A 24,178-nucleotide genomic window follows, 5' to 3' on the forward strand; every position below is an offset into this window, starting at 1 on the left:
TGGTTCTGTTCCCCATATCCTAACCGGGGGGATTTTTCCCGTTAGCCAAAGACCACGGTACGGTTACCGTAGACTAGGACGCGGTTTTGGAGGTGGAGGCGCACTGCTCGGGCCAGCACCATGCGCTCCAGATCCTTGCCTTTGCGAATCAGGTCTGGAACGCCGTCTCGGTGGCTGATGCGGACCACATCCTGCTCGATAATTGGCCCTGCGTCCAGGTTTTCGGTGACGTAATGGGCCGTGGCTCCGATGATTTTCACCCCCCGTTCGTGGGCGCGGTGGTAGGGCTGGGCTCCGACAAAGGCGGGTAGAAAGGAATGGTGAATGTTGATGATTTGGGGAAACTGGCGCACAAAATCGAGGCTGAGAATTTGCATGTACTTGGCTAGAACGACCAGATCAATGCGGTACTGCCGTAGCAGATCTAATTGCTGAACCTCTTGCGCTGCCTTGGTTTCAGGGGTGATGGGTAGGTGGTGATAGTCAATGGAGAATTGATCTGCGATGGCCCCTTTGGGCCGGTCTCTGACCACCCTACTTAAATCCCCATGGTTGCTGATGATCAGGGGAATCTCGGCGGTGAACTCCCGTGCCCGGTGTCGCCAGAGTAGGTCTAACAGGCAGTGGTCCTGACGGCTGACCCAAATGGCAATGCGGGGCACCGTATCGGAAAAGTGGAGTTGCCAGGTGGCTCCCAGGGATTGCGCGATCGCGCCCAAAGCGGGACCAATCCGATCCCGAGGTAAATTAAACCCCGCCAGTTCCCATTCCAGCCGCGAGAGAAAGAGCCCCGATTCCCCATCCCGATGCTGGTCTGCATGGACAATATTGCCGCCATTGGCGTAGACGAAATTAGCCAGCTTGGCGACAAGTCCCTTTTGGTCAGGGCAGGAGATTAGGAGGGTGGCGGTGGGCATGGGGGTGTGTCGTCTAAACATCTAGACCCAGAACGGTCACCTCGCAGGGATACTCGACGGTGTATTGATATTGCACCTGCTGGACTGTTTCTGCTGGGAGGTCTAGGATCCATTGGCAGATTCCGTCCTCCTTCAAGGTGGCAGTGGGCTGGGCTTGGACCAGTCGGACCTGAACTTGGTCGCTACGACTGACAGGGATGCGCTCTAGCACGGTGAGCTTGACCGGATGGGGGAGGGGATTATGGAAACTGAGGCGATAGGACAGGATGATGGCACAGGGTTCAACAGCATCAGTCTGGCGCTGAACCAGTTCTCGCTGGACTTGAATGCGCTCATCTAGCCCCAGACTGAGCTGAAAGGATTGTCCCGGTGCAACGTAATCGAACCGCTCCTGACCCAGGTAGCCTCCATCTAGAAAGAGGTGGGCAACACCGGGGAGTAGGGGCACGCCTTCTGGGGGATTAGTCAGGTGGGCTTGAAGATAGGGGGCATCACAGCGATAGGGCAGGGAGACGTAGGTAAACTTGCCAGAAAAATTTCCTTGGCCGATAGGAATCCGATGGGGATGGTCATCTCCAGGGATTGTGACCGGCTGGGGAGCCTGAATGCTCACCACTGCGATCGCAGTGGGAATTCCCTGACCATTGGGCTCGGCGTAGTACTCTGGGGGCGGCACCTCACTGCCGGGGAGCGCCCCTAACATACGGTAGGTGTCTTGCAGAATGGGACTGCGGTTGCGCCCCCCCCGCCCCTGTTCATTGGGCGCAGTGCCATTGATGTACCACACCTGGGTTTGGGGCAGGGTAGGGCTCTTATCGGGCGCAGCGGTGGAAAGAGTCAGGCTGACTTGGGTCCAGTCTTCTCCGGTGTGCTGCTGCACTAGGGCCATGTGGTCGAGCTGAAGCCCATCGGGTTCAGATCCAAACCGGACATCATAGGCAGGATCCCAGGTAGCCCCATCAACGCCATAAATAATCTCCAGCTCTAGAGTGCCTGGGGTCACTGTCCGCAGAGGAATCTGGACTTGGTAGTCCGAGGCTGGAGATTGGGATTGGGCCGCCTGGACTTGCTGACGCATCTCCTTTAGCTGGTGGTCAAGATTTTGCTTGTGGCGTTCTTTTTGGGCGATTTCTTCCCCCAAATTGGTGTGCTGTTGACCCAGATAGGCTAACAGTTCCGTTACGGTAGTCAGATCTGCCTGTCCCTGGGCCAGTCCCTGGGCAAAGGTGCGGGCGGCACGCTCGGCTAGGGTGGTGAGAAAGTCCCGCTGGAGGGTGAGGGCAGCAATATGATCCTTGGTTTGCCGAAAGCTATCTTCCAGTTTGTGCAGGCGATCAATGAGGGTCAGGCTCGCCGCTGACCCGGCTAAGGGCAAGGGGCGGGGACTGATCTGGAGCCCTTGCAGCAATATCTGGGCGGTGCCTCCACTACGGGCTTGGACGCTATCGGCGTGAAGGGTGGCGGGTAATTCGTCAATAATCAGGATAGTATCTCCGGTTTCCAGATCCACTCGACCCCGGCGGGTGACCCGCGCCTGCTGAGGGTACACCGTGACAGCAACCAAACGGGTTTCTAGAATCGTTGTTGCAACCTGAGGGGATTGACCAGTCGTACACACAGGGAATATCTCCGGCATTGGGGGAAGGCAAAGCCCTTCCCAAAATCGACCTAGTACCATGGGCCAAACCAAGGCAAAGGATGGGGGACTATGAGGGGAATTTCCGGAAGTCTTGGGGAAACCAGAGGGGGATGATCGTCGTCTTGCCTCATCATGCCCCAAGGCTGTCGGTGAATCCATCCCTTTCTACGGCGATCTCAAGCGTTTACCCGCATGGTTCCCCATCAATTTCCGTAAAGTTCTAAGCTGCTGGGGGTGGGGCCATTGCTTTTTGCTCCTGCATTTCCCCTATACTTCTTTTCTCCCATCTATTAAGCCCTTAAAGAGCCCTGAAAGCATGGTGCGATCGCGCAAGACTAGACAACGGGCAACCCCCTGGAATGCCCCCCTTATGGGCCTTGGGATAGCCCTGGGCCTATGGATAGGAGCCCCCGCCACCCTGGCCCAGACCCCCCAAAATCCAATCTTACAGATTGGCGTGGTGCAGCGGTTTGGTGCGGAGCCCCGCGAGACCCTGGTACTAGAGCCCCTGAGTGGCGATCGCCTAACGGTGCAGTTTATCACTGGGGGACAGGTCGAAACCCTGACCACTGGGCGCATGGTATTTGAGACAGCCCCCCACCCTTTGGCGGAACCGGAACTGCGGGAATGGGTCGTGCTGAGCACCCACCGCAGTTTTGAGTCGGCGGAGGATAGTGCTCAACAGTGGCAGCAGTTGGGAATTTCCACAGAAATTGCCCAACCCGGCAACTGGCAGGTCTGGGCCAAACGGGAGGTGTACAGTACGCCTCTGATACGGCGGCTGTTACTCAACAGTCTGCAATCCACCGGGTATAGAGAGGTGTTTCTCGACAGTCGGCCTACGGCGACGGTACCCCAAGCGGCCTTTATTGCCAATGGCTTTCGCTACAACCGGGACCACGTCACCATCACCACTGCCAATCAGCGAGTGCGGGTGACTCGACAGGTGGGGGATCGGCAGGAATCCAACCGTCTCTATGGGGGTAGACTGCGACTCCAACCCAATGCCTACGGCACCTATACCCTGGTGAACTTTGTCCCCACAGAAACCTACCTGCGGGGGGTGGTGCCCCACGAGATTGGGCTAGGGGCTCCCCCAACTACGATTGAGGCCCAAGCCATTTTGGCCCGCACCTATGTACTGCGGAATCTACGGCGCTTTGCCATTGATGATTACCAGCTCTGTGCCGATACCCAATGCCAGGTGTATTGGGGCGTAGGCGGAGCAGCACCCGCCAGCGATCGCGCCATCACCGCCACCCAGGGTCAGGTGCTGACCTACGAGGACGAGCTAGTAGATGCCCTTTACTCCTCCAATGCTGGGGGCATTACCGCTGCCTTTAGCGATGTCTGGCATGGCCCGGATCGCCCCTACCTGCGTCCAGTGGTGGATTCAGTCCAAAATGCTTGGGATCTAGCCCTGCGCCCCCTGAATACCGAGGCCAATATCCGCGCCTTCTTGGCCCTCGATCGAGGCTTCAATTCTGAAACCTGGAACCATTTTCGTTGGCAACAGGATGCCTCTCTGACAAAAATCAGCCAGGATCTTCGTAGTTATCTCCAGGGTCGCCAGCACCCCCTGGCTAATTTTTCCACAGTAGAGCGGCTGGTGGTGATGGAACGATCCGCCTCGGGGCGGGTGCAAAAGCTGGCCATTGCCACCAATCTGGGTACCGTCACCCTAGAAAAAGATGAGGTCTTGCGGGGAATTGCTGCTCCCTTGGGGCTTTTATTTTACCTCGAAGGACTCTATGAACGACCCAGTGGCGGCGGAGAGCCGGTGTTGCAGGGGTATCGCTTTGTTGGCGGGGGCTGGGGTCATGGGGTGGGGATGAGCCAAACCGGAGCCTATCACCTGGGGGATTTGGGCTGGTCTAGTCCCCGGATTTTGCAGTTCTATTATCCCGGCACCGAGCTACAGCCCATCAGTGATCGCTTGGTGCTCTGGCGCAGTCCCTATCTGGAGACGCCTGCGGCTGTGGAGTCCCGTACTCAACCCAATGGGGATCCCAACTGATGCCGAATTGACGTAGATTCAAAGTAAAAGAGCCGGGAAGTAACCTTCCCGGCTCTTTTAGTTGATTATCCTGCTGCTTAGCCGTTACCGATAGGCATCGGTCGATGGCTTCAGCGCCTTGGGCGTCTACAGCGGAAGCGGGCTAGACCTAGTACAGGTCTTCCTCTTTGTGGGTCTCGATGGTGCAGTCGGAGGTGGGGTAAGCCACACAGGTCAGCACGAAGCCCTGCTCGATCTGATCATCGTCCAGGAAGGACTGGTCAGACTGATCCACGGTGCCAGACACCAATTTGCCTGCACAGGTGGAACAAGCTCCAGCCCGACAGGAGTAGGGCAGGTCAATGCCCTGCTCTTCTGCCGCGTCTAAGATGTACTCATCATCAGCTACTTCAATCGTGCTGTTGAGACCTTCGGCGTCGTTTTTCAGAGTGACTTTATAACTTGCCATGCTGCAATCCTCTCAGCAAATGAAAACAATGGTCTTCAAAATCCACAAACACCCTATCACGCTATTCGCTGAAGGATCGGGGCTGTGGGTTAACTCCTTCCTGATACTACGGGAAAACCTAATCTAGCAGGGGGGGAGATCCCTACTTGGGGCAAAGGGATTCATAATCGAATTCTCAATTTACCCACTTCTAGCCTTATGGATAGGAGGGGATGGAGAAAGCTTTTTCTTGAAAATCAAGGGGTTCACAACTCGTATCTACGGCTAGGGCCGGACCTAAGGCGATTTATTTGGCGAATATTGTTATCAATAATTATTCCTTTGATAATTTTGACTTATACCCCTATTTCGAGCAATGTTTTTCATGGTCAGCCACCGGGTTAATGCGGTTTCAGGGCTGCGGCTGGGGAAGCCGGAAAGACAGGATCAGGTATGAAAAACAGATGTTTAATTGATCACAGATTTTCAGATCATAGATTTTCACTAGGGAGGGCTTGCTTTGGTTCAGTTACCTATTCGCACCGCCATTGTGGGCACAGGCTATGCCGCTCGCCTACGGGCAGAGGCGCTCCAGGCGGAGGCGCGATCGCAGTTGGTTGCGATCGCGGGTCACCGCCCCGAGTCTACCGCCACCTTTGCCCAGACCTATGGTGCAACGCCCTGGAGCGACTGGCGCGAAATGGTCGCCGCCCCCGACATTGACTTGATTGTGGTGTGCCATGTTAATCGTGACCATGCCGCCGTGGTGCGAGCTGCGCTCCAAGCCCAAAAGGCGGTGGTGGTGGAATATCCCCTGGCCCTGTCGGTGACCGAGGCGGCAGAGCTGATTGCCCTAGCCCAGACCTCCGGCCAGTTTCTCCATGTGGAGCATATCGAACTGCTGGGGGGCCTCCACCAGGCCATGCAGACCCATTTATCTGCCATTGGCACCCCCCTCTATGGGCGCTACAGCACCGTCATGCCCCAGACCCCCGCGCCTCAAAAATGGACCTACGCCCCGGCCCTGTTTGGCTTTCCCTTGATGGGGGCAGTATCGCGGGTGCATCGGTTTACAAACCTCTTTGGCCCCGTGGAGACGGTCTTCTGCCGCCTGCAATACGATTATGGTCGCTCGGGACCACCGGCAAACTATTTCACCACCTGCCGCTGCGTTGCCCAACTCCAGTTTCAGCAGGGCATGGTGGCGGAGTTGCTCTATGCCAAGGGGGAGCAAACCTGGGTTGCATCCCGAGATATGGTGATCGAGGGCAGTCAGGGCGCGATGGTGTTTACAGGTGATCGCGGTGAACTGCTTTTGGAGGGAGAGTCTCGTCCGATCGAGGTGGCGGGACGGCGCGGTTTGTTTGCCAAGGATACGGCGGCGGTGCTGGATGCCCTAGTAGAGGGTAAGCCCCTCTACGTCTCCCCAGAGGATAGTCTCTATGCCCTGCGGGTGGCGGCGGCGGCCCAGGAATCAGTGCGGACTGGGGAACCCGTCGGCGTTAATGTCCTTACATAAGAGATTTGCGGGTTAAGTCCAGGCAAGGGGCTGAAGCCCCTTGTTCACCGAAGTGTCCTTAAGTTGAGGTACGCCTCATACATTCGGGAACCGCTATAGATTTCGCCAACGGTATCAGCTTTGGGGGGATTACAAGTAGTCCCAGAGTCCGGGGGGAACGAGGTGGAGATCACCCCGGCGCAGGTCGTCCAGAGATCGCCATCGGGCTTCAAATGTCAGGTTTCCCTCCACAACCGCCAGGGTCTCTTGGTCATAGAGAGACCCATCCACAAAGCGACCGTTGTAGGCAAACACAATCTCGTGTCGTTGCTCTCCTTGGTACATAAAGATGGATTCCACAATCCCCAGAGGCTCTAGATCCGTCACCGTTGCTCCCAGTTCCTCCTGGATCTCCCGCGCCACTGCTTCCCGGCTGTGTTCCCCTAGTTCAATGCCGCCCCCCAAGGGCCGACAAAACCGCATCCCCGTCGTTGGGTCACATCCCTCGTACACCAGAATGCGATCGCGGTGGCGAAACACACAAATCGCGATGGGTCGAATCCGTCGCTTCTTGCCCATAGATCCTCAGTGGAACGTTCTAACGTAGACGGCTCTGACAATATCAGACGATAATCAGCACTACCAAGCCGTTATTTCGGGGGCTGGGTGACCCGCCAGCTCAACTTGAGATTAATCCAAAAGTTCCAAAAGGTAACGATAACGATCGCCAAGAACTTGGCCAGATAGGCGTTGATCCCAAAAACATTGAAAAATAGGTTCACCAAGAGGGTATTCAGGACCAACCCCGCCAAGCACACTAGGTTGAACTTGAGAAAGCGCTTGAAGCGAGCAGCCCAGCCCAACTGCTGCTGGGCAAAGTCAGCAAAGGTCCAGGCGTCATTCCAGATGAAGTTATTGATAATGGCGGTTTCCGCCGACAGGATGTTGCTGGTAGTCAGCCCCAAACCCGCTTGACCGAACAACAAAAAGAAGACCGTATAGTCCACAAACAGACCGCTGAACCCCACCACGCCAAAGCGCAGAAAGCGATCCACCGGGAATTTAGCCCGAAACTGGGCGATGCGTCCCCGCGATCGCAGTCGCAACAGATGGTGCAGATAGTCCACATACTGCCGCCAAGTGACCTTGCTTTCCCCCGCCACCCGCTCTTGGAAGACATAGCCCACCTCGGCAATCTCCCCCACTTGGCCCCGGCCAATCACCTCCAGCAGGATCTTGTAGCCCTTGGGGTATAGGGTGACATCTGCGATCGCACTTCGCCGCACCAAAAAATATCCACTCATCGGATCCGACACTCGCCCCACCACACGGGGCAAAATCGCCAACCCTAAGGTCTGGGCTCCCCGAGACAGAAATCGCCGGGTAAAGCTCCATTCACTGACGCCGCCCCCAGCCACATGGCGACTAGCCACCGCCAAATCAGCCCCCGTCTCCACGGCGTGCAATAGCTTCAGCACCATCTCTGGGGGATGCTGCAAATCCGCATCAATCACCCCCAAAATTTCTCCCCGCGCCGCCTGCCACCCCCGCACCACCGCCGAAGACAGACCCCGCTCGTCTACGCGACGGATCACCCGCAGGGCCGGATAGGCCGCGGACAACTCCAGCGCCACTTTCCAGGTGTAATCCGGGCTGTCATCATCCACCAGCAGCAGCTCGTACTGGTCCGGAATTTGCTGGTCCAGAAGTTGGCTAATCTGGGCCACGATCGCCGCCACATTCCGAGACTCGTTGTAGGTCGGAAGTACCAAGGAAAACAGGACCGACGCTGGAGCTAAGGCCGACGGCGGAGGGATCCGCAGAGAACCAGTGGGAGATTCAATCAGCACGCTAGAAAATTGTAATAGACCACACAAAGGAGTATGGACATCCTACCTGTAAATACAGGTCAAGCTGGATCAGGGCTCTCCGGGTTTAGCTGGAACGCTCTAAGGGATCCGGATCCTTTAATGTGAAACTCTTGTGGGTCAGGCATCTTGCCTGACCGTAGACAGCCGGAACGGCTATCCCACGTTATTGGCTCGCGACTGTTTGGTGAGCATAACGGTAAATTTTTGGGTAGACAGCCAGGACGGCTATCCCACGTTATTGGCTCTCTACTCCTAAGCGGGTTCCGCTTTTTCGCTAAACTCGAACTGAGTTCGGATTTGCAGTTAAGATTTGCAGGCATAGGAAGGCAGTATGGTCAGTTCAGAGCAGGTTGTTAGCATGATCCAAAACGGCTTGTCGGAGGCCCAGGTTCACGTGAATGACCTCACCGGCGGCGGCGATCACTTTGAGGTCACGGTAATCTCAGCGGATTTTGAAGGGCGCAGCCTAGTGCAGCAACATCAAATGGTGTACCGGGCCGTCCAAGAGGCCATGTCTTCTGAGGCCATCCATGCCCTTGCCCTCAAGACCTACACCCCCCAAACCTGGGCGGCGACGGGAGCAACGGCAAATGCCTAATCCTTAGCTACCCAGTTCATCCTCGATCGAGGAAAATCCTGAGGCGGCGGCGATTAGCCACGTTTTTAGGACCCAATTCTAACCACCCCTACCCAGTGTTAAAGCCATGACTCCAGAGGTCAAAGACCGGATCGAAACCCTGATTAATGCCCACAAGATTGTGGTGTTTATGAAGGGCAACAAGCTTATGCCCCAGTGCGGCTTTTCCAATAATGTGGTGCAAATCCTCAATGTACTGGGGGTTCCCTTTGAAACCTTTGATGTGCTGAGCGATCCTGAGATCCGCCAAGGCATCAAGGAATATTCCAACTGGCCCACGATTCCCCAGGTCTACGTGAGTGGCGAGTTTCTGGGGGGCTCTGACATTCTGATCGAGCTGTACCAGAAGGGCGAACTTCAGGAGAAGGTCGAGGTCGCCCTCGCTTCCTAGTGGCGAATCCCCCGCTATCGCCGCCCCCTTTTCAAGGGGGCTACCCCAGTTCTGGATGGGGCTGCCCCCCTATGCGCCTTCGGCGTAGAAAAAGGGGGGTTGGGGGAATGAAACCTCGGAGCAGCAGGGTCAAGCAACCGTCCTTGACCCCTCAAAGACGTCTCTGCTCCTACCCGAATCATGCCGAACCATCGCCCTCGGACTCTAGACTAGGGGGAAATAGCGATCGCCAACGGCGCTTGAGGAAATCAACTAGCGCTGCCCGTTGGTTGATCAGGTAAATGCTCACCAGGGTAAGGCTGACCCCCAACCATTGCAGGGGGCTCAGGCTTTCCGACAAAAACAAACTGCCAAACAGCAGGGCAAATACTGGGGTCAAAAAGGTGAGGGCACTGAGGCTGGTGAGATTGCCCTGGGCCGCTAGGTAGAAAAACACGCCATAGGCCACGGCGCTACCTAGGATTGTGGAATATGCGATCGCACCCCATCCCGATAGGTGAATGCCTGCCCAAGGCGTGGTTTCATAGCAAGCCGAGAGGACAAACAGGGGTACCCCGCCCAAGATCATGTGCCATCCCGTCGCCACCACCGGGTCCACATGGCGGGCCACATAGGGAATGAGGACCGTCCCCACCGCCATTGACAGGGCCGCCAACAGCATTAACCATTCCCCCTGGTTAAAGAGTAGGCGCACCAGAGACAGGGCATCGGCAGGCAGATCCTGCCACACCAACTGCCCCTGAAAAAGGCCCAAAATCCAGGCATCGGGGAGCCCCAACAGACTAATGCCCGCTAGGCCAAAGGCGAGTCCCAGCCAGCCCACTGGCCCCACCTGCTCCGCAAAGAGCCAACGGGCCATCAGAGCCACCGCCAGGGGTTGGGAATCGATCATCACGGACCCCAAGCCCGCCCCAGTACGCACAAGTCCCTGGGCGAGAAACCCTTGAAATAAGGCCCCATCCACCAGGGCAAACAGGCTAATCCAGGCCCAGCCTTGCCAGGTTTTGGGCTGCGATCGCCCCATCACCCGCGCTGCCAGCAGCACCAGCACACCGGCAGGCAACAAACGCATCCCCGCCAAAAAAAATGGTTCCGTATCGGGAATCACTCCCTTCATAGCCACCATCGCTGTCCCCCAGAGAAAGAAGGGGGAAATTAACAGCAGGGCCGATGGGAGCGGTCGGAATTGGGGCAACGAAACGGCCATGGAAAACCTGAGGACAATGTTCCTTATCTTAAGGAATGTTAACCTCCCTGGCCAAGTTGGGTAGGCCGCCCTTCGGGGGCCATTGTTCGAGGGCTCAGGTCGAGGGCTCAGGTCGAGGGCTCAGGTCGAGGGCTCAGGTCGGGGGCTGGAAGAAGGAGACTACAATGGGCTTTACGCCCGTGGTAGAGGGGAAAATCGTTCCTATCCCTGCCTGCCGCTGGACCCAAACCCGTCATTATTGTGATTGTGCCGTCCCCTATGATTTGGCCGTTTAAATCCCGCTTTCGCAAGTCTATTGCCCGCATTGAAGTTGTAGGGGCAATTGCTGCCTCCATGCGCAAGCAAGTCCTAGAGGCGCTCAAGGAGGTCGAGGAGAAAAAATTCCCCGCCCTACTCCTACGTATCGATAGCCCTGGGGGCACCGTGGGGGACTCCCAGGAAATCTACGCCGCCCTCCAGCGCGTGCGGGAAAAGATTCCTGTGGTGGCTAGCTTTGGCAATATTTCCGCTTCGGGGGGGGTCTACATCGGGGTGGGGGCGCAGCATATTGTGGCCAATCCCGGCACTATCACCGGCAGCATCGGGGTAATTCTGCGGGGGAACAATCTGGAGCGCCTCTTAGAAAAAGTCGGTGTCTCCTTCAAGGTGATCAAATCTGGCCCCTACAAAGATATTTTGGCCTTTGACCGGGAGTTGACGGATCCAGAAAAGGACATTCTGCAACAGTTGATTGATGTCAGCTATGGCCAGTTTGTGAAAACCGTGGCCCAGGGGCGCAACTTGCCGGAAGAAACCGTGCGGAGTTTTGCCGATGGGCGCATTTTCACCGGAGAGCAGGCTCTAGAACTGGGGATGGTGGATCGGCTGGGTACGGAGGAAGATGCCCGTCGCTGGGCGGCAGAACTGGCAGACCTAGACCCCGATAAGACGGAATGCCATACCCTCAAGGCCCGTAAACCCTCTTGGCAACGCTTCTTGCCGGGGCGCAGTGGCAGCAGTTTGGCCCTTGCGATCGCGCCCCACACCGGGGCTAAACTCCTGGCGGCTGCGGACTGGATCGACTTTGAACTCAGTACCAGTGGTCTGCCTCTGTGGCTCTACCGCCCCTAGAGACTGCTGGATCAACCAGGGGTGAGGTCTATTTGGGCAGCCTGCTACGATTGAGGGAATATTTTGGACAGGAGGATGGCAGTGTGGAGTGGCGCATTCAGGCAATTCGCGGGGCAATTACTGTTCCAGACAACACCGCAGACGCCATTTCGGAAGCCGTTCATGAACTCCTAGACGTGGTTGAACACCAAAACCGCCTCAGCCCTGAATATTTAATTAGCGTCACCTTTTCCGTCACCCGCGACCTCGATGCCCTGTTTCCTGCCGCCGCCGCCCGCCACCGCCTAGGATGGGATGCAGTCCCCCTGCTGGATGTTCAGCAAATGTATGTGCCCGGTAGCCTAAGCCGCTGTGTACGCCTTCTGATCCACGCTCAGTTGCCGATCCTGCACGGGGACGTATGCCATGTGTATCTGCGAGAAGCGCGATCGCTGCGGCCTGACCTAGCGGGTGCCCCCATTACCCTAGTGGACTGCCAGCCTTAGTAGACTGCGGCGTAAATTTGGGGGTTCTGCCTCTTTGCTGGTGGGGATCAGGGGACGGGTTCCTGAGCAAGATCTTTCTACTCTTCCCAAGCTGGTGACTAGGAACCCGTCCCCTTAGCAGCACTTCACCCTTCACCCTTCACCCTTCATCACCTAGGCGGCAAGGTAGAGAGGGCATAAAGCAACCGGGTGGGGTTAGCATTGGGCACCCAGAAGGAAAAATGGTGCCAAAAGCGGATTCGTCCGTAGCGGTCTAGGACAAACTGGGCTGGTAGAGGAGCCCCTAGAGCCTGCCCCGTTCCATACTGATGAAAGACCTGGCACTGGGCATCGCTGAGTACTGGCATCGTCAGCCCCAGATCTTTGACAACATCCTGACTTTGGGCCAAGTCGGTGCTGGTAATCAGGAGCAGCTCCGCCCCTGCCTGCTGAATCAGGCTATAGGCATCCCGTAGGGCCAACAGGTGGGGAAAGCAAATGGGGCAATAATGACGCTCGGTAAAGATGCGGGTAAAGGCCAGTACGACGGGCCGATCGCCCCAGTAATGGGACAACCGCAGGGGGGTCTGCTTGACGACCTCCGTGAGACAAAAATCAGGGGCGCGATCGCCGAGGGCTAACCGTGATGTCGCTGGCAGAGGCCAAAAATTCTGCCAAAACCGGGGACTCAGCAGGAGGGAAGGCAAGGGTAAGCGCAATAACAAATGCTCCATGACATGCTAGGGAAAAAAGAATATTGCACTCGCCGCTGCAATGGTCAGGGACCGGCCTAAAGGGGCCATCGCGCTCAAGATGTACCCAGTATAGGGGGCAGTATCGGGTTAGTTCGATCTGCGATCGCATTCCACACCTGATCTACGAGATCCGGGGCCTCCGCATCGAACCAGTGAATGGGTCGCTTGCGGAACCAGGTGCGTTGGCGCTTAGCAAACTGGCGCGTGTGGAGCACCACCTGTTCCCGCGCTGCCGCCAGAGAATAGTCTCCCGCCAAATAACCCAGTACCTCGCCATAGCCTAGGGTTTGCAGCAGCGGTAGGTCGGGGCCATAGCGCTGAGCCAGGGTTTCCACCTCCGCCACTAGCCCCTGGTCAAATAGGGTGGCAGTACGGGCCTCAATTCGCCGCTCTAGGGCCATGCCATCACAATCCAACCCGAAATAGAAGATGGGGTAGGGCGGGGGCTGCTGGCCCTGCTGGACCGAGAGGGGCTTGCCCGTTACATAGGCCACCTCTAGGGCGCGGATGGTGCGGATGGAATCATTGGGGTGAATGCGCTGGGTCGCGATCGCATCCACCCGTGCCAGCAACTCATAGCAGTGGGCCTGACCCAAGGATTGGAGTTGCGATCGCAGTTGCGGCTGGGGAGCCACCGGGGGAATTTTCAATCCCTGCACCACCGCATCGATATAGAGCCCTGTCCCCCCCACCAACCAGGGCACCCAGGAATTTTCAGGATCTCCACCATGGGCCTGGGCGATCAGCCCCTGGGCGAGGGCCTGATACTCCGCCAGCGTCAGCGTCACCGTAGGCGGGCAAATATCTATTAAATAGTGGGGAACCTGTGCCCGTTCCGCTGGGGTAGGTTTAGCGGTGCCAATATCCATCTCCCGGTACACCAGCCGCGAATCAGCACTGAGGATGCGGGCAGATAGGCGCGGGGCAATCGCCAGAGAGAGGCCCGTCTTACCCGTAGCGGTGGCTCCCCCACAGACCAGTAGAATAGGTACATTAGAACTCGCATTAGAACTCGATTCGCGATCGCATGCCGCCACCATAGCTTCCCGTGAATATCATGCAGGCTGTACCCCCATCCCAGATCTCTTCAGATTCAGCCCCATAATCCCCTCTGGAGGGTTTGTGTTAGAATTTTAGGGCGTTTTTCTGGAAAAACGCTACATTGGCGTCTAAGCCGCCTCAGGAGTAAAGACTTTATGGCAACCAATTACGGTGCTGATCAAATCCAGGTTCTTGAAGGGCTGGAACCCGTTCGTAAAAGACCAGGGATGTACATCGGCAGCACCGGACCTCGGGGTCTACACCACTTGGTGTACGAGGTCGTGGATAACGCCGTTGACGAAGCCCTCGCAGGCTATTGTAGCCACATTGAGGTCACCCTCAACGCCAACGGCTCCGTTAGCGTATCCGACGACGGACGCGGCATTCCCACCGATATTCACCCCCGAACCGGCAAGTCTGCCCTAGAAACGGTCCTGACGGTGCTCCACGCTGGGGGCAAGTTTGGCGGTGGCGGTTACAAGGTTTCCGGGGGGCTCCATGGCGTCGGCATTTCCGTAGTTAATGCCCTGTCGGAATGGGTTGAGGTCACCGTTTGGCGGGAGCAGAGAAAACATACCCAGCGCTTCGAGCGGGGGGTGTCCATGGGCGACCTCCAGTCCGTTCCCGACAACAGCGGTCGCCGGGGCACCCTGGTCTCCTTCAGCCCCGACGCCACTATCTTCACCACCGGCACGGAATTTGAGTACGGCACCATTTCCAATCGCCTGCGGGAACTGGCCTACCTGAATGCCGGGGTGGATGTCACCTTTACTGATCTCCGCCTGGATGTCCTGAAAAGCGACCAACCCCTGGTCTCTCGCTTCTACTACGAAGGGGGCATCCGGGAATATGTGGCCTATATCAACAACGACAAGCAGCCCCTCCACGAAGACATCATCCATGTCCAAAGTGAGAAGGATGGCGTCCAAGTAGAAGCCGCCCTGCAATGGTGTGTAGACGCCTACTCCGACAACCTACTGGGCTTTGCCAACAACATTCGCACCATCGACGGTGGCACCCACTTAGAGGGCCTGAAGGCGGTCCTGACCCGCACCCTCAACACCCTGGCCCGCAAGCGCAGCAAGCGCAAGGATGGGGAGTCTAACCTGAGTGGAGAAAACATCCGCGAAGGGCTAACCGGGGTAATTTCCGTCAAGGTGCCGGATCCCGAGTTTGAGGGCCAGACCAAGACCAAGCTGGGAAATACCGAAGTTCGGGGCATTGTGGAATCCGTGATTGGGGAAACCCTGACGGAGTATCTGGATTTCCATCCCAATATTGGGGATGCCATCCTGGACAAGGCTATCCAAGCCTTTAACGCGGCGGAAGCTGCACGGCGGGCACGGGAACTGGTGCGCCGCAAGTCGGTGCTAGAGTCCTCGACTCTGCCCGGAAAGCTGGCGGACTGTAGCAGCCGCGATCCCAGCGAGTCGGAAATCTTCATCGTAGAGGGGGACTCCGCTGGCGGCAGTGCCAAACAGGGGCGCGATCGCAAATTCCAAGCCATCCTGCCGCTGCGGGGCAAGATCCTGAACATCGAGAAAACCGATGACGCCAAGATCTACAAAAACACTGAGGTCCAGGCTCTAATCACCGCCCTAGGGCTGGGGATCAAGGGAGAAGAGTTTGATGTGTCCCAACTCCGGTACCACCGCATCTGTCTCATGACCGATGCCGACGTGGATGGAGCCCACATTCGCACCCTGCTCCTAACGTTTTTCTACCGCTACCAGCGGGCACTGATCGACCAGGGCTATGTCTACATCGCCTGCCCCCCCCTCTACAAAATTGAGCGGGGACGCAACCATTGGTACTGCTACAGTGATCGCGAACGGGACCAACTGATCCAAAACGAGTTCCCCGCCAACGCCAACTACACCACCCAGCGGTTCAAAGGTCTGGGGGAAATGATGCCGACCCAGCTCTGGGAAACCACCATGAACCCAGAAAGCCGCACCCTGAAAAAGGTGGAAATTGAGGACGCCGCCGAAGCCGACCGCATCTTTACGGTACTCATGGGCGATCGGGTGGCCCCCCGCCGGGAGTTCATCGAGAAATACGGCCCCCGCCTCAATTTAGAGGATCTGGATATTTAATCTTCCCAAAGGCGGCGGCGGCGGGGGCCTTGCAGGCGATTATGGGCCTCCCGCAATAGGTCGGGAATAGGGAGATCCATGGGGCAGCGGGGCAGGCAGTCGCCGCAGTCGGTGCAGCGATCTCCCCGGCGTCCAGGAAACCAGTGGCCTGCATTTTCCAACATACGGTAGCGGTACTGGCCAAAGGGGGTCATGTCATAGGCCACCGCTAGGTTTCGCAGTCGCAATATTTCGGGAATGGCGATGCCTTCAGGGCAGGGCAGGCAGGCGTAGCACTGGTGGCAGTGGTCTGTCCCTAGGGTTTGCTGCGCGTGCTCAGTGAGGCGGGTAAACGCCGATTGTTCCTGCTCCGTCAGGGGATCGGTGCGATCGCAAATGCTCAGGGGCCACTGCAACTCCTCGGGGCAGGCAGGACCGACGCTGAGGGTGGTGACACGGGGATCACTGAGGAGCCAGCGGTAGGTCAAGATCAGGGGATCGTAGGGCTGACACAGGTGCCGCAGGGTCTCGGGGGGGGTGTAGAGCTGACCCCCCTTGTCTCCTGGGGAGATGATAAACACCCCCATATCTCGCTCCTGGGCCAGGGTCACCACCGGGTCGTGGCGCTGGAAGAAGTAGTAGTAGTGGAGATTGACAAAGGCAAACTGTCCCGTGGCGATGGTCGCTGCAATCAGCTCCCGAGAACCATGGGTCGAGAAGCCCAGATGGCCGATCTGTCCTGCGTCCTGGGCTGCCCGTAGCACCGCCATACAGCCCTGGGGATCCTGCACCCAGGCTAGATGTTCTGGGGTATTGATGCCATGGAGGGCTAGACAGTCGATGCGCTCCACCTGAAGTCGGGCTAGGGACTCCCCGAGGTGGTGGGCCATGGTGGCGGCGTCCGGCGTGGGGGGAATCTTGGTGGTGATGACGAGGCGCGATCGCGCCTCTGGCTCCAAGCTTGTTAATAGTCGCCCTAGGAGTACTTCACTCTGGCCATAGCCCCGCGCCGTTTCTAAATGGTTGATGCCCTGGTGAATCGCGGCCTGGACCGTGGCGCGAAAACTATCCTCTGCGGCCAGCGATCGCATTGTCCCCAGGGAAAAGACCGACAGGCGGAGCCCAGTTTTGCCAAAACGGCGGTACTGCATTCTTGCGGCACTAGGACTCGTAGGGATCGTTGCTGATGGGGCCGCGTCGCTGGGTAAAGTCCCCTGGGCTCAGATTGGAGAGAAACTCGCGAAAGGCTTTAGTCTCCGCCTCATCGGCGTCGCGGTCCACGGGAATCGAGGCATCGGCAATCACCTCTTCCATCACCCAGATCGGCGCGTCGGTGCGGAGGGCAATTGCGATCGCATCACTGGGGCGGGCATCCAGTTCCTTGCGAACCTCTCCCTTAGCCAAGGTTAGGAGCGCAAAAAAGGTATTGTCTCGCAGGGCATAGATCACCACCCGCTCTAGGGACATGTCCCAATCATCAATCAGATTGATAAACAGATCGTGGGTCAGGGGCCGGGGAGCCTGCTGATTTTCCAGGGCGTTGATGATGGACTTAGCTTGCTCTTGGCCGATATAAATAGGCAACGCTCGTCGATCGGTTGTATCTCGTAGAAGCACAACCGGATTGCGTGATATCGCATCCAAAGCAATTCCGGCGACCTTCATCTCAATCATGAGCTTAGCCTCTAGACTCTGCTGAACCAAGTCGGTACTTTAGATTCCCCAGAATGTACGGGAGATTTTTACAGAGGAGTACAGATCTAAATAATAATTTTGATATGTAGCAGTACTTTGAGTCGCAAAATCCAGGGTTAGGGTAGCCAGATGCCAGAGCAGCCCTGGGCAACCTGTACCATGAATTCATGAGGAACTTTCCATGGGTAAGCCCTAGGAACCAGAGTATCTCAGGGAAAAGGTCACTACTCTCAAGTATGACCTGATCCTGACCTGAATTGGCAGCCCCGACCCTAAGGATTTGATTAAAGCATTGTGTTTACTGGCCTAGTTCAGACCATTGGTGCCCTTACTCCCTTAGGCCCGACCCACCTGCGGGTGGAATGGTCGCCCCAAATTGAGGCTCTGGGAAATCTGGACGAGGGCGACAGCGTGGCGGTGGATGGAGTTTGTCTCACGGTGGAGTCTTGTCTGGGGCACGGGTTTATCGCCACAGCCTCCCCCGAAACCCTTCAGCGCTCTACCCTGGGGCTCCTAGAGTCAGGGGCGCGGGTCAATTTGGAGGATTCTCTGCGGGTGGGTAGCAAGATTGGGGGCCATTTTGTTACGGGCCATGTGGATGGCCTGGGCTATCTGGAAAGTGCGATCGCAACTGCCACCTCCTGGGAGATCCGTTTTCGGGTGCCCGACCCGACCCTAGCCCGTTACATCGTCCCTAAGGGCAGCATCGCCGTGAATGGCATTAGCCTGACGGTGGCAGATTGTTGCGATCGCGGCACCTGGTTCACCGTCGCCGTCATCCCCGTTACCTATCGGGAAACCACCCTGCAAGACCTCCAACCCGGTCAGGCAGTCAACCTAGAAGGCGACATCCTGGGCAAGTACGTCGAGAAATTTCTGCGCCTCGGCCCCGCCGCCGCCACTGATGCCCCCGACATCTCCATGGATTTTTTAACCCACCATGGCTATCTGTGAGAGGTGATGCGTAATCCATATTTCAAAGTCAGAGAGCCAGGGTGCTGAACCCTGTAGGGGATATAGAGTTCACTTAAAAATCTGATCCACGGTTAATGACAACCCTGGGAAGGTGACAGAAGTGATGACATCCGCTACAAGTTTAAGGTATTGTCCCCGTCGTCCCTTGAATTGCCTGATTCCGCCTGAAATGGAACCCTGGTGACGGGCAATCGCGTCAACGCGATAGGATAGTGTCGCCTATAGGTAAAAACCCAGGGCCTAGACTGGTACAGAAAGGCAGAAGTCAGAAGGATGAAAGGGAATTCCTTGTCTTCCGAGGGCTCCTGCTCTATCCAATTAGGTGAGTTATTTGTGCTGTAGAGTACTAGTACCGCAGGGCGTAAATCAGCCCACTATTGTCGCACCAGCCCAACCTTATTCCGGTCCCCTCTCCCCGTGGGAGAGGGCTAGGGTGAGGGGCCGAGTGTGCCACGATGGAACGGCCAGGGTATTTCCGCCGCCCAGTACTAGTACACCTAGGCTGAAATAGGCTTGCTATTCTGTCGCACCAGCCCAACATTTTCCGGTCCCCTCTCCCCCTCGGAGAGGGCTAGGGTGAGGGGCCGAGGTGTGCCACGATAGAACGATTAGAGTATTTCTGCTGCCCAGCACTAGGGCAATTCCACCCGTCTAACATCGGCATTCACAGGCAGTCATAGGGCATTCACAGCCCGTTATAGGGAGAGAGACGAATAATGGATCGACGACGGTTTGTAGAACAGTTTGGGGCGGGCTTTGTGTCGGCATTGGGCCTAGGACTAGCTGCAAACTTGCTGCCGGCCCAAGCCCAGACCTCTGGGGTCGAGATTCGCTGGTTGGGCCACACCTGCTTTTTGTTCTCTGGCAGTGGTCGCCGGATTCTGGTCAACCCCTTTCGTGCCCTGGGCTGTACCGCTGGATATCGGGTGCCCAATGTGTCGTCGGATGTGGTGTTGATCAGCAGCCGTCTTTTTGATGAAGGGGGCACGCTGCAAGGGCTTCCCGGTAATCCCGATGTGCTGTCGGAGGCGGGAGCCTACGACCTGCCCCCAATTCGGCTCCAGGCTATCTCTACCCCCCACGATCGCCAAGGGGGACGGCGCTTTGGCCAGAACCTCATCTGGCGCTGGCAACAGGGTGGCCTCAATATCGTCCACATGGGCGGAGCTGCTGCCCCCATGGACATTGAGGAGCAAATCTTGCTGGGGCGGCCCGACGTGCTGCTGGTGCCCGTGGGCGGTGGTCCCAAAGCCTATGATGCCGAAGAAGCCCTGGAGGCGATCCGTACCCTGAATCCCCGCATGGTCATTCCCACCCATTTCCGCACTCGGGCTGCCGATGCGGCCCCAGCGGAAGCCTGTGATATTGCAGGGTTGCAACCCTTTTTGGACCTGATGCGGACGGTGCCCACTCGTCAAGCGGGAGGCGATTCTGTCACTTTGACGACAGCCAACCTCCCAGGGGGAGACGGCATGATCATTCAATTGCTGACCTACCCCTTTAGCTAGGGGCTGCCATCATTTAGCCGCCTAATGCTTAGAAAACAAGGGTTGCACCCCCTAGCTTATGAAATTGGGACGGGCGTGGGAATGCTTATCCCACAAGGTTTCTAGAATTAATTGATGACACGCCCTAAGCCTATGCAGATGGTCTACCAGCAGCGCCGCCAGCGGGTGATGGCCCAGATTGGCCAGGGCACGGCGATTTTCGCCAGTGCTCCCCCAGCGGTAATGCACAACGATGTCGAGCATCCCTTTCGCCAAGACAGCGACTTTTATTACCTGACCGGGTTTGATGAGCCCGGTGCGATCGCAGTTCTCGCCCCCCACCACGAAGAACATCACTTCGTGCTATTTGTGCGGCCCAAGGATAAGGAAAAAGAAACCTGGTCGGGCCGTCGTCTGGGGGTAGAGGTAGCCCAGGAGCGCTTGGGAGCCGATGCGGTTTTCCCTATTGCGGAACTGGACGAAAAGCTACCGGAGTACCTGAAGCAGGCTGACCCCCTGTACTACCACTTTGGTCACAACACCAAGCTAAACGGCAGAATTCTGCACCATTGGCAGAAACTGCTGGCAACCTATGCCAAGCGAGGTACCGGCCCCAGAGCCATCGCCGACGCCCACCTGCTGCTGCAAGCTCTGCGACGGGTTAAGCAACCTGAAGAAATAGACCTCATTCGGAAAGCCGTGGCGGTGTCCGTCAAGGCCCACAACCATGCTCGGGAACTGGCCCAGCCCGGTCGCTACGAGTATGAAATCCAGGCGGAAATGGAGCACCTGTTCCGCCTCGCTGGGGGTGGCCCTGCCTATCCCTCCATCGTCGCCTCGGGGGACAATGCCTGCATCCTCCACTACATCGAAAACAATCGCCAGATGCAGGCCGGGGATCTGCTACTGATCGATGCGGGTTGTTGCTGTGACTATTACAACGCTGACATTACCCGCACCTTTCCCGTCGAGGGTCGCTTTACCCCCGAGCAGCGGATTTTGTACGAATTGGTGCTAGAGGCGCAGCTTCGGGCGATCGATCAAGTGCGCCCCGGTCAGCCCTTCAACGCCTTCCACGATGCCGCCACTCGCACCCTCACCGAGGGCTTTGTGGAACTGGGGCTGTTGGTGGGGGATGTGGACACGCTGATTGAGGAGAAGAAGCATAAGGCATTTTTCATGCATGGCACCGGGCATTTTCTGGGTCTGGATGTCCACGATGCGGGTATTCTGCGAAATCCTGACAAGACCTGGCAACCCTTTGAAGCTGGGAATGTGGTGACGGTGGAGCCGGGAATTTATATCTCCCCTGACTACGAGCCGGTAGAAGGGCAGCCAGCGGTGGCGGAGCGGTGGCTAGGCATTGGCATTCGCATTGAAGATGACGTACTGGTCACCCCCGATGGACATGAAATTTTGACCGCTGGGGTGCCGAAAGCAATCTAAGTCCACTTACCTGCCACCACGCGATCGCGGCCTGCGTGTTTTGCCTCGTACAACGCCGTATCTGCTACCTGCACCAAGTCTTCCGGGGACTGTAGGCCCTGGGGATAGGTTGCCGCGACCCCCAGACTTAGGGTGACAATGCCATGGGTATCGGAGCCCTGATGGAGAATGCGTTGGAGCCGGACCAGGGTGCAAACTTTTTCCGCCACCTGCATCGCCCCCTCTAGGTCGGTTTGGGGCAGAACGATAACGAATTCCTCTCCCCCATAGCGGGCAACTAGGTCCCCCGGACGCTGCACCGCCCCCCGCAGAATCCCTGCTACCTGTTGTAGACAGTCATCTCCAGCCTGATGACCGTAGAGGTCGTTATAGGCTTTGAAATGGTCAATATCCGCCATAATCACCGCTATAGGAGCGGTATTTAGCAATAGACGCCGCCATTCCTGCTGGAGATACTGCTCAAAGCGACGACGATTAGCTACCTGGGTGAGTCCATCCAGGTAGGCAAGGCGCTTGAGTTCCTGGTTGGCGCGAGTTAGGTCACGATGGAGTCGATCTCGTTGGATGGCCAGATTCACCTGGTTCGCCAGGGTCGTCAACAGGCGAATATCATCTGGTTGCCAAGGGCAGGGGGCTGATTGGTGGGCCACTAACAGCCCCCACAACTCTGCTTCCTGTTTCAGGGGCACCAGCACTTGGGCCTGAATGTGAAAATAGGCTAGAAAATCTAGGTTACTGCGGCTGAGATTTTGGTCATGGACGTTATTCACCGCCACTATTCGTCCCTGACGATAGAGGCGTTGGTACTTTTCCTCCACCACCAGGGGGTCGCGAAACCGCCATTGCAGCAGAGACTCTACTCCAGTTGCCCGAGATTCCACCGTGATTTGTCCATTCATCTCACCGTGGAGAGCCACAATCATGAGCCGATCCAGTTTTAGAAAAGCCCTGACCTCCGACAACGTCCGCTGCAAAATTTCCTGGAGATCTTGAGTCTGGCTAATTTCCTGGGAAATCTTGGCCACCAACCGTTCCCGGCGAACCTGGTGGTGCAGGAGATCCTGGGTACTCCGTTGGGCGGTAATGTCAACGGTGACCCCAGCCATGCGGATCGGTTGATGCTGGGAATCCACAAAGACTTGCCCCCGGCTGCTCAGCCAATGGATCTCGCCATCGCGATCGCGGACTCGAAATTCAGTATGGATGCACCGAGATCCCTTGCTAGCAGCCTGCCAATTCTCATCAACCTGCTGGCGATCCGCCGCCTCCACCTGTTGGAGAAAGGTACTGTACTGGCCATCGAAGGTACCGGGACGCAACCCCAGCAGAATTTCTTGCTGCTGGGACCAGGTCAACTCCCCCGTAACCAAGTTCCAGTCCCAAATACCTACCGAGGCTCCCTCTAGGGCGTAGCGAAAATGCTCGGCGTTGTCCTGCAACAAATCCGCCATCCGCTTATGGGCGGTGATGTCATTAAACAGGGCGTAGAACCCCAGAAGTTGGTTATCTACCCGATGGGGCAGAAAACTGACGTGTTTGTACTGCCACGTCCCACTGGGAGCCCGCAAGGGTAGGTCAAAGCTGACCGCCTTTCCCCCCAGGACGGTTTTAAGGTGGGGCTGGAGTTGGGGATAGACCTGGGGGCCTACCACTTCTAGAAGGGAATGGTGCAGAATGGCTTCGGGGCACTGTTCAAAGCCGAGGGCGTAGGCTTGGTTAACATAGCGATGGATTTCCGCCCCATCCAGGTAAGCGATCATAGTGGGGACGGCATCGGTAAACCGTTGCATCTCTTGGAGGCGAGTCCGCAATTTGTGGATGGTTTGGTGGTTTGGGGTCACCTCCTGCAATAACACTAGGGCTATGTCTACTTGTCCCGCATCATTCCGCAGGGGAACTCCCTCAACCCGATACCAGCCGGTCTGGCCCGAAGGCCAGGTGCAATGAATCACCTCTTGGGTGATGACCTCCCCTGCTAGAACCCGATACAGAGGCCAGTTGGAGGGGGGCAATGCTTGCCCTGCCTCATCCCGCACCGTCACAGATGCCCAAAGGGGCTGTTGTGACAGCCCCTTTGGGCCGGTCTCTGACCATGCTCCCTTGGGGGCGGTCTCTGACCATTGCAGATAGGCGTCAATGGCATCCCTGCCCGCCATCTCCGTCGCCACTCGGTTGACATGGAGGAGGTAATTACCCCGCCCTACTACCCATACGGCATCCGTCGCCTCCGCCAGCACCCACTCTAGCCTTGCAGCCATCTCCGTCGTTGGGGCCATATTCCCATTAACAAAGTCGGCAACAGAGCCCAATCCGTCTGCACCGTCAGGATAGGGGGATGAGACGACGTGGTGCACAGGTCAACCTAACACTGATAGAGGGGATTCCTATATTAGAGTGCCCTGTGAGCGATCTCTTTCCGTGAAATAACAGGGGTTTTGCAATTATTGTTACCAATTCTCCCGAATCGATCCCACCTGGGGATCACGATGGAGATCAGAGACGCCTATCTGCGTATTCCAGCGCAAG

Annotated in this window: 21 protein-coding genes; 10 read left to right on the forward strand and 11 right to left on the reverse strand. The window is 57.1% G+C overall.

Translation table 11 applies throughout. From position 1 onward, the window contains the following. Positions 1-41: 41 nt before the first annotated feature. Positions 42-938, reverse strand: a complete 897-nt coding sequence (gene purU, locus LEP6406_RS0214115) for a formyltetrahydrofolate deformylase (RefSeq protein ID WP_225886529.1) — start codon at positions 936-938, stop codon at positions 42-44. Beyond that, on the reverse strand, positions 931-2,535 hold the full coding sequence (locus LEP6406_RS0214120) for a mucoidy inhibitor MuiA family protein (RefSeq protein ID WP_162160880.1): 1,605 nt from the start codon (positions 2,533-2,535) through the stop codon (positions 931-933). Before LEP6406_RS0214120 ends, purU begins: the two co-directional genes overlap by 8 nt. 391 nt (positions 2,536-2,926) lie before the next feature. Between LEP6406_RS0214120 and LEP6406_RS0214125 the strand changes: the two genes are divergently transcribed. After that, positions 2,927-4,573 carry a SpoIID/LytB domain-containing protein gene (locus tag LEP6406_RS0214125; protein WP_225886537.1) on the forward strand — a complete coding sequence of 549 codons (1,647 nt, stop codon included), beginning with the start codon at positions 2,927-2,929 and terminating at the stop codon, positions 4,571-4,573. Positions 4,574-4,721: 148 nt separating this feature from the next. Here the strand turns inward: LEP6406_RS0214125 and LEP6406_RS0214130 are convergent, their stop codons facing one another. Then, complete coding sequence (locus tag LEP6406_RS0214130) at positions 4,722-5,021, reverse strand: ferredoxin (protein WP_008317205.1); 300 nt, start codon at positions 5,019-5,021, stop codon at positions 4,722-4,724. A gap of 499 nt (positions 5,022-5,520) precedes the next feature. Between LEP6406_RS0214130 and LEP6406_RS0214135 the strand changes: the two genes are divergently transcribed. Beyond that, complete coding sequence (locus tag LEP6406_RS0214135) at positions 5,521-6,519, forward strand: Gfo/Idh/MocA family protein (protein ID WP_008317203.1); 999 nt, start codon at positions 5,521-5,523, stop codon at positions 6,517-6,519. Positions 6,520-6,648: 129 nt separating this feature from the next. Here the strand turns inward: LEP6406_RS0214135 and LEP6406_RS0214140 are convergent, their stop codons facing one another. Together LEP6406_RS0214140 and LEP6406_RS0214145 are read right to left on the reverse strand one after the other, a co-directional pair. Further along, positions 6,649-7,077 (reverse strand): NUDIX hydrolase, encoded by a 429-nt coding sequence (locus tag LEP6406_RS0214140; RefSeq protein ID WP_008317200.1) that lies wholly within the window; start codon positions 7,075-7,077, stop codon positions 6,649-6,651. Between the two features lie 71 nt (positions 7,078-7,148). Then, positions 7,149-8,348, reverse strand: a complete 1,200-nt coding sequence (locus tag LEP6406_RS0214145) for a glycosyltransferase (protein WP_008317198.1) — start codon at positions 8,346-8,348, stop codon at positions 7,149-7,151. Between the two features lie 352 nt (positions 8,349-8,700). Here LEP6406_RS0214145 and LEP6406_RS0214150 point away from each other — a divergent pair, with 352 nt between their 5' ends. Both LEP6406_RS0214150 and grxD read left to right on the forward strand, forming a co-directional pair. Then, entirely contained in the window at positions 8,701-8,967 is a 267-nt protein-coding gene (locus tag LEP6406_RS0214150; RefSeq protein ID WP_008317191.1) for a BolA family protein, read from the forward strand. A 106-nt stretch (positions 8,968-9,073) separates the two neighbouring features. Then, positions 9,074-9,397, forward strand: coding sequence for a Grx4 family monothiol glutaredoxin (gene grxD / locus LEP6406_RS0214155; RefSeq protein WP_008317189.1), 324 nt, complete (start codon positions 9,074-9,076; stop codon positions 9,395-9,397). 178 nt (positions 9,398-9,575) lie between these two features. Here grxD and LEP6406_RS28145 read toward each other — a convergent pair whose 3' ends face one another. Next, a complete protein-coding gene (locus LEP6406_RS28145) occupies positions 9,576-10,604 on the reverse strand; it encodes a DMT family transporter (RefSeq protein ID WP_008317188.1) in 1,029 nt (342 codons plus the stop codon). A 258-nt stretch (positions 10,605-10,862) separates the two neighbouring features. On the opposite strand from LEP6406_RS28145, the gene sppA reads away from it, so the two are divergent. Both sppA and aroH read left to right on the forward strand, forming a co-directional pair. After that, positions 10,863-11,714, forward strand: a complete 852-nt coding sequence (gene sppA / locus LEP6406_RS0214165) for a signal peptide peptidase SppA (protein WP_008317187.1) — start codon at positions 10,863-10,865, stop codon at positions 11,712-11,714. Between the two features lie 32 nt (positions 11,715-11,746). Further along, positions 11,747-12,199 (forward strand): chorismate mutase, encoded by a 453-nt coding sequence (gene aroH / locus LEP6406_RS0214170; RefSeq protein WP_263971178.1) that lies wholly within the window; start codon positions 11,747-11,749, stop codon positions 12,197-12,199. A 149-nt stretch (positions 12,200-12,348) separates the two neighbouring features. Here the strand turns inward: aroH and LEP6406_RS0214175 are convergent, their stop codons facing one another. Beyond that, positions 12,349-12,912, reverse strand: a complete 564-nt coding sequence (locus LEP6406_RS0214175; RefSeq protein WP_008317185.1) for a peroxiredoxin family protein — start codon at positions 12,910-12,912, stop codon at positions 12,349-12,351. A gap of 74 nt (positions 12,913-12,986) precedes the next feature. Beyond that, complete coding sequence (gene miaA / locus LEP6406_RS0214180; protein ID WP_008317184.1) at positions 12,987-13,973, reverse strand: tRNA (adenosine(37)-N6)-dimethylallyltransferase MiaA; 987 nt, start codon at positions 13,971-13,973, stop codon at positions 12,987-12,989. 156 nt (positions 13,974-14,129) lie between these two features. Here miaA and gyrB point away from each other — a divergent pair, with 156 nt between their 5' ends. Next, positions 14,130-16,070, forward strand: coding sequence for a DNA topoisomerase (ATP-hydrolyzing) subunit B (gene gyrB, locus LEP6406_RS0214185; protein WP_008317183.1), 1,941 nt, complete (start codon positions 14,130-14,132; stop codon positions 16,068-16,070). Here gyrB and LEP6406_RS0214190 read toward each other — a convergent pair. Together LEP6406_RS0214190 and LEP6406_RS0214195 are read right to left on the reverse strand one after the other, a co-directional pair. Beyond that, positions 16,067-17,200: an aldo/keto reductase gene (locus LEP6406_RS0214190; RefSeq protein ID WP_008317175.1), complete on the reverse strand. Its 1,134-nt coding sequence runs from the start codon at positions 17,198-17,200 to the stop codon at positions 16,067-16,069. The genes gyrB and LEP6406_RS0214190 overlap by 4 nt on opposite strands. Before the next feature lie 10 nt (positions 17,201-17,210). After that, the gene (locus LEP6406_RS0214195; protein ID WP_008317172.1) at positions 17,211-17,723 is read right to left on the reverse strand and encodes a bifunctional nuclease family protein; all 513 of its coding nucleotides are present in this window, start codon (positions 17,721-17,723) and stop codon (positions 17,211-17,213) included. 315 nt (positions 17,724-18,038) lie between these two features. Here LEP6406_RS0214195 and LEP6406_RS0214200 point away from each other — a divergent pair, with 315 nt between their 5' ends. From LEP6406_RS0214200 to LEP6406_RS0214210, 3 genes are all read left to right on the forward strand, one after another. Beyond that, the gene (locus LEP6406_RS0214200; RefSeq protein WP_008317168.1) at positions 18,039-18,698 is read left to right on the forward strand and encodes a riboflavin synthase; all 660 of its coding nucleotides are present in this window, start codon (positions 18,039-18,041) and stop codon (positions 18,696-18,698) included. 737 nt (positions 18,699-19,435) lie between these two features. Next, positions 19,436-20,227: an MBL fold metallo-hydrolase gene (locus LEP6406_RS0214205; RefSeq protein WP_008317166.1), complete on the forward strand. Its 792-nt coding sequence runs from the start codon at positions 19,436-19,438 to the stop codon at positions 20,225-20,227. A 132-nt stretch (positions 20,228-20,359) separates the two neighbouring features. Beyond that, the gene (locus tag LEP6406_RS0214210) at positions 20,360-21,652 is read left to right on the forward strand and encodes an aminopeptidase P N-terminal domain-containing protein (protein ID WP_008317162.1); all 1,293 of its coding nucleotides are present in this window, start codon (positions 20,360-20,362) and stop codon (positions 21,650-21,652) included. Here LEP6406_RS0214210 and LEP6406_RS30340 read toward each other — a convergent pair. After that, positions 21,649-23,928: a diguanylate cyclase domain-containing protein gene (locus tag LEP6406_RS30340; protein WP_051463692.1), complete on the reverse strand. Its 2,280-nt coding sequence runs from the start codon at positions 23,926-23,928 to the stop codon at positions 21,649-21,651. The two genes, LEP6406_RS0214210 and LEP6406_RS30340, sit on opposite strands and share 4 nt — an antisense overlap. Positions 23,929-24,178: the final 250 nt, after the last annotated feature.

Origin of the sequence: Leptolyngbya sp. PCC 6406 (assembly GCF_000332095.2) — a bacterium.
Lineage (GTDB): Bacteria > Cyanobacteriota > Cyanobacteriia > Phormidesmidales > Phormidesmidaceae > PCC-6406.

Bases quoted from the DNA above. Each gene is read 5' to 3' on its own strand.
- miaA (WP_008317184.1), bottom strand. From the start codon at position 13,973: ATGGTGGCGGCATGCGATCGCGAATCGAGTTCTAATGCGAGTTCTAAT.
- LEP6406_RS0214150 (WP_008317191.1), top strand. From the start codon at position 8,701: ATGGTCAGTTCAGAGCAGGTTGTTAGCATGATCCAAAACGGCTTGTCG.
- sppA (WP_008317187.1), top strand. From the start codon at position 10,863: ATGATTTGGCCGTTTAAATCCCGCTTTCGCAAGTCTATTGCCCGCATT.
- LEP6406_RS0214175 (WP_008317185.1), bottom strand. From the start codon at position 12,912: ATGGAGCATTTGTTATTGCGCTTACCCTTGCCTTCCCTCCTGCTGAGT.
- purU (WP_225886529.1), bottom strand. From the start codon at position 938: ATGTTTAGACGACACACCCCCATGCCCACCGCCACCCTCCTAATCTCC.
- LEP6406_RS0214125 (WP_225886537.1), top strand. From the start codon at position 2,927: ATGGGCCTTGGGATAGCCCTGGGCCTATGGATAGGAGCCCCCGCCACC.
- LEP6406_RS0214140 (WP_008317200.1), bottom strand. From the start codon at position 7,077: ATGGGCAAGAAGCGACGGATTCGACCCATCGCGATTTGTGTGTTTCGC.
- LEP6406_RS0214210 (WP_008317162.1), top strand. From the start codon at position 20,360: ATGCAGATGGTCTACCAGCAGCGCCGCCAGCGGGTGATGGCCCAGATT.
- grxD (WP_008317189.1), top strand. From the start codon at position 9,074: ATGACTCCAGAGGTCAAAGACCGGATCGAAACCCTGATTAATGCCCAC.
- LEP6406_RS0214195 (WP_008317172.1), bottom strand. From the start codon at position 17,723: ATGATTGAGATGAAGGTCGCCGGAATTGCTTTGGATGCGATATCACGC.
- LEP6406_RS28145 (WP_008317188.1), bottom strand. From the start codon at position 10,604: ATGGCCGTTTCGTTGCCCCAATTCCGACCGCTCCCATCGGCCCTGCTG.
- LEP6406_RS0214190 (WP_008317175.1), bottom strand. From the start codon at position 17,200: ATGCAGTACCGCCGTTTTGGCAAAACTGGGCTCCGCCTGTCGGTCTTT.
- LEP6406_RS30340 (WP_051463692.1), bottom strand. From the start codon at position 23,928: ATGGCCCCAACGACGGAGATGGCTGCAAGGCTAGAGTGGGTGCTGGCG.
- LEP6406_RS0214205 (WP_008317166.1), top strand. From the start codon at position 19,436: ATGGATCGACGACGGTTTGTAGAACAGTTTGGGGCGGGCTTTGTGTCG.
- LEP6406_RS0214130 (WP_008317205.1), bottom strand. From the start codon at position 5,021: ATGGCAAGTTATAAAGTCACTCTGAAAAACGACGCCGAAGGTCTCAAC.
- gyrB (WP_008317183.1), top strand. From the start codon at position 14,130: ATGGCAACCAATTACGGTGCTGATCAAATCCAGGTTCTTGAAGGGCTG.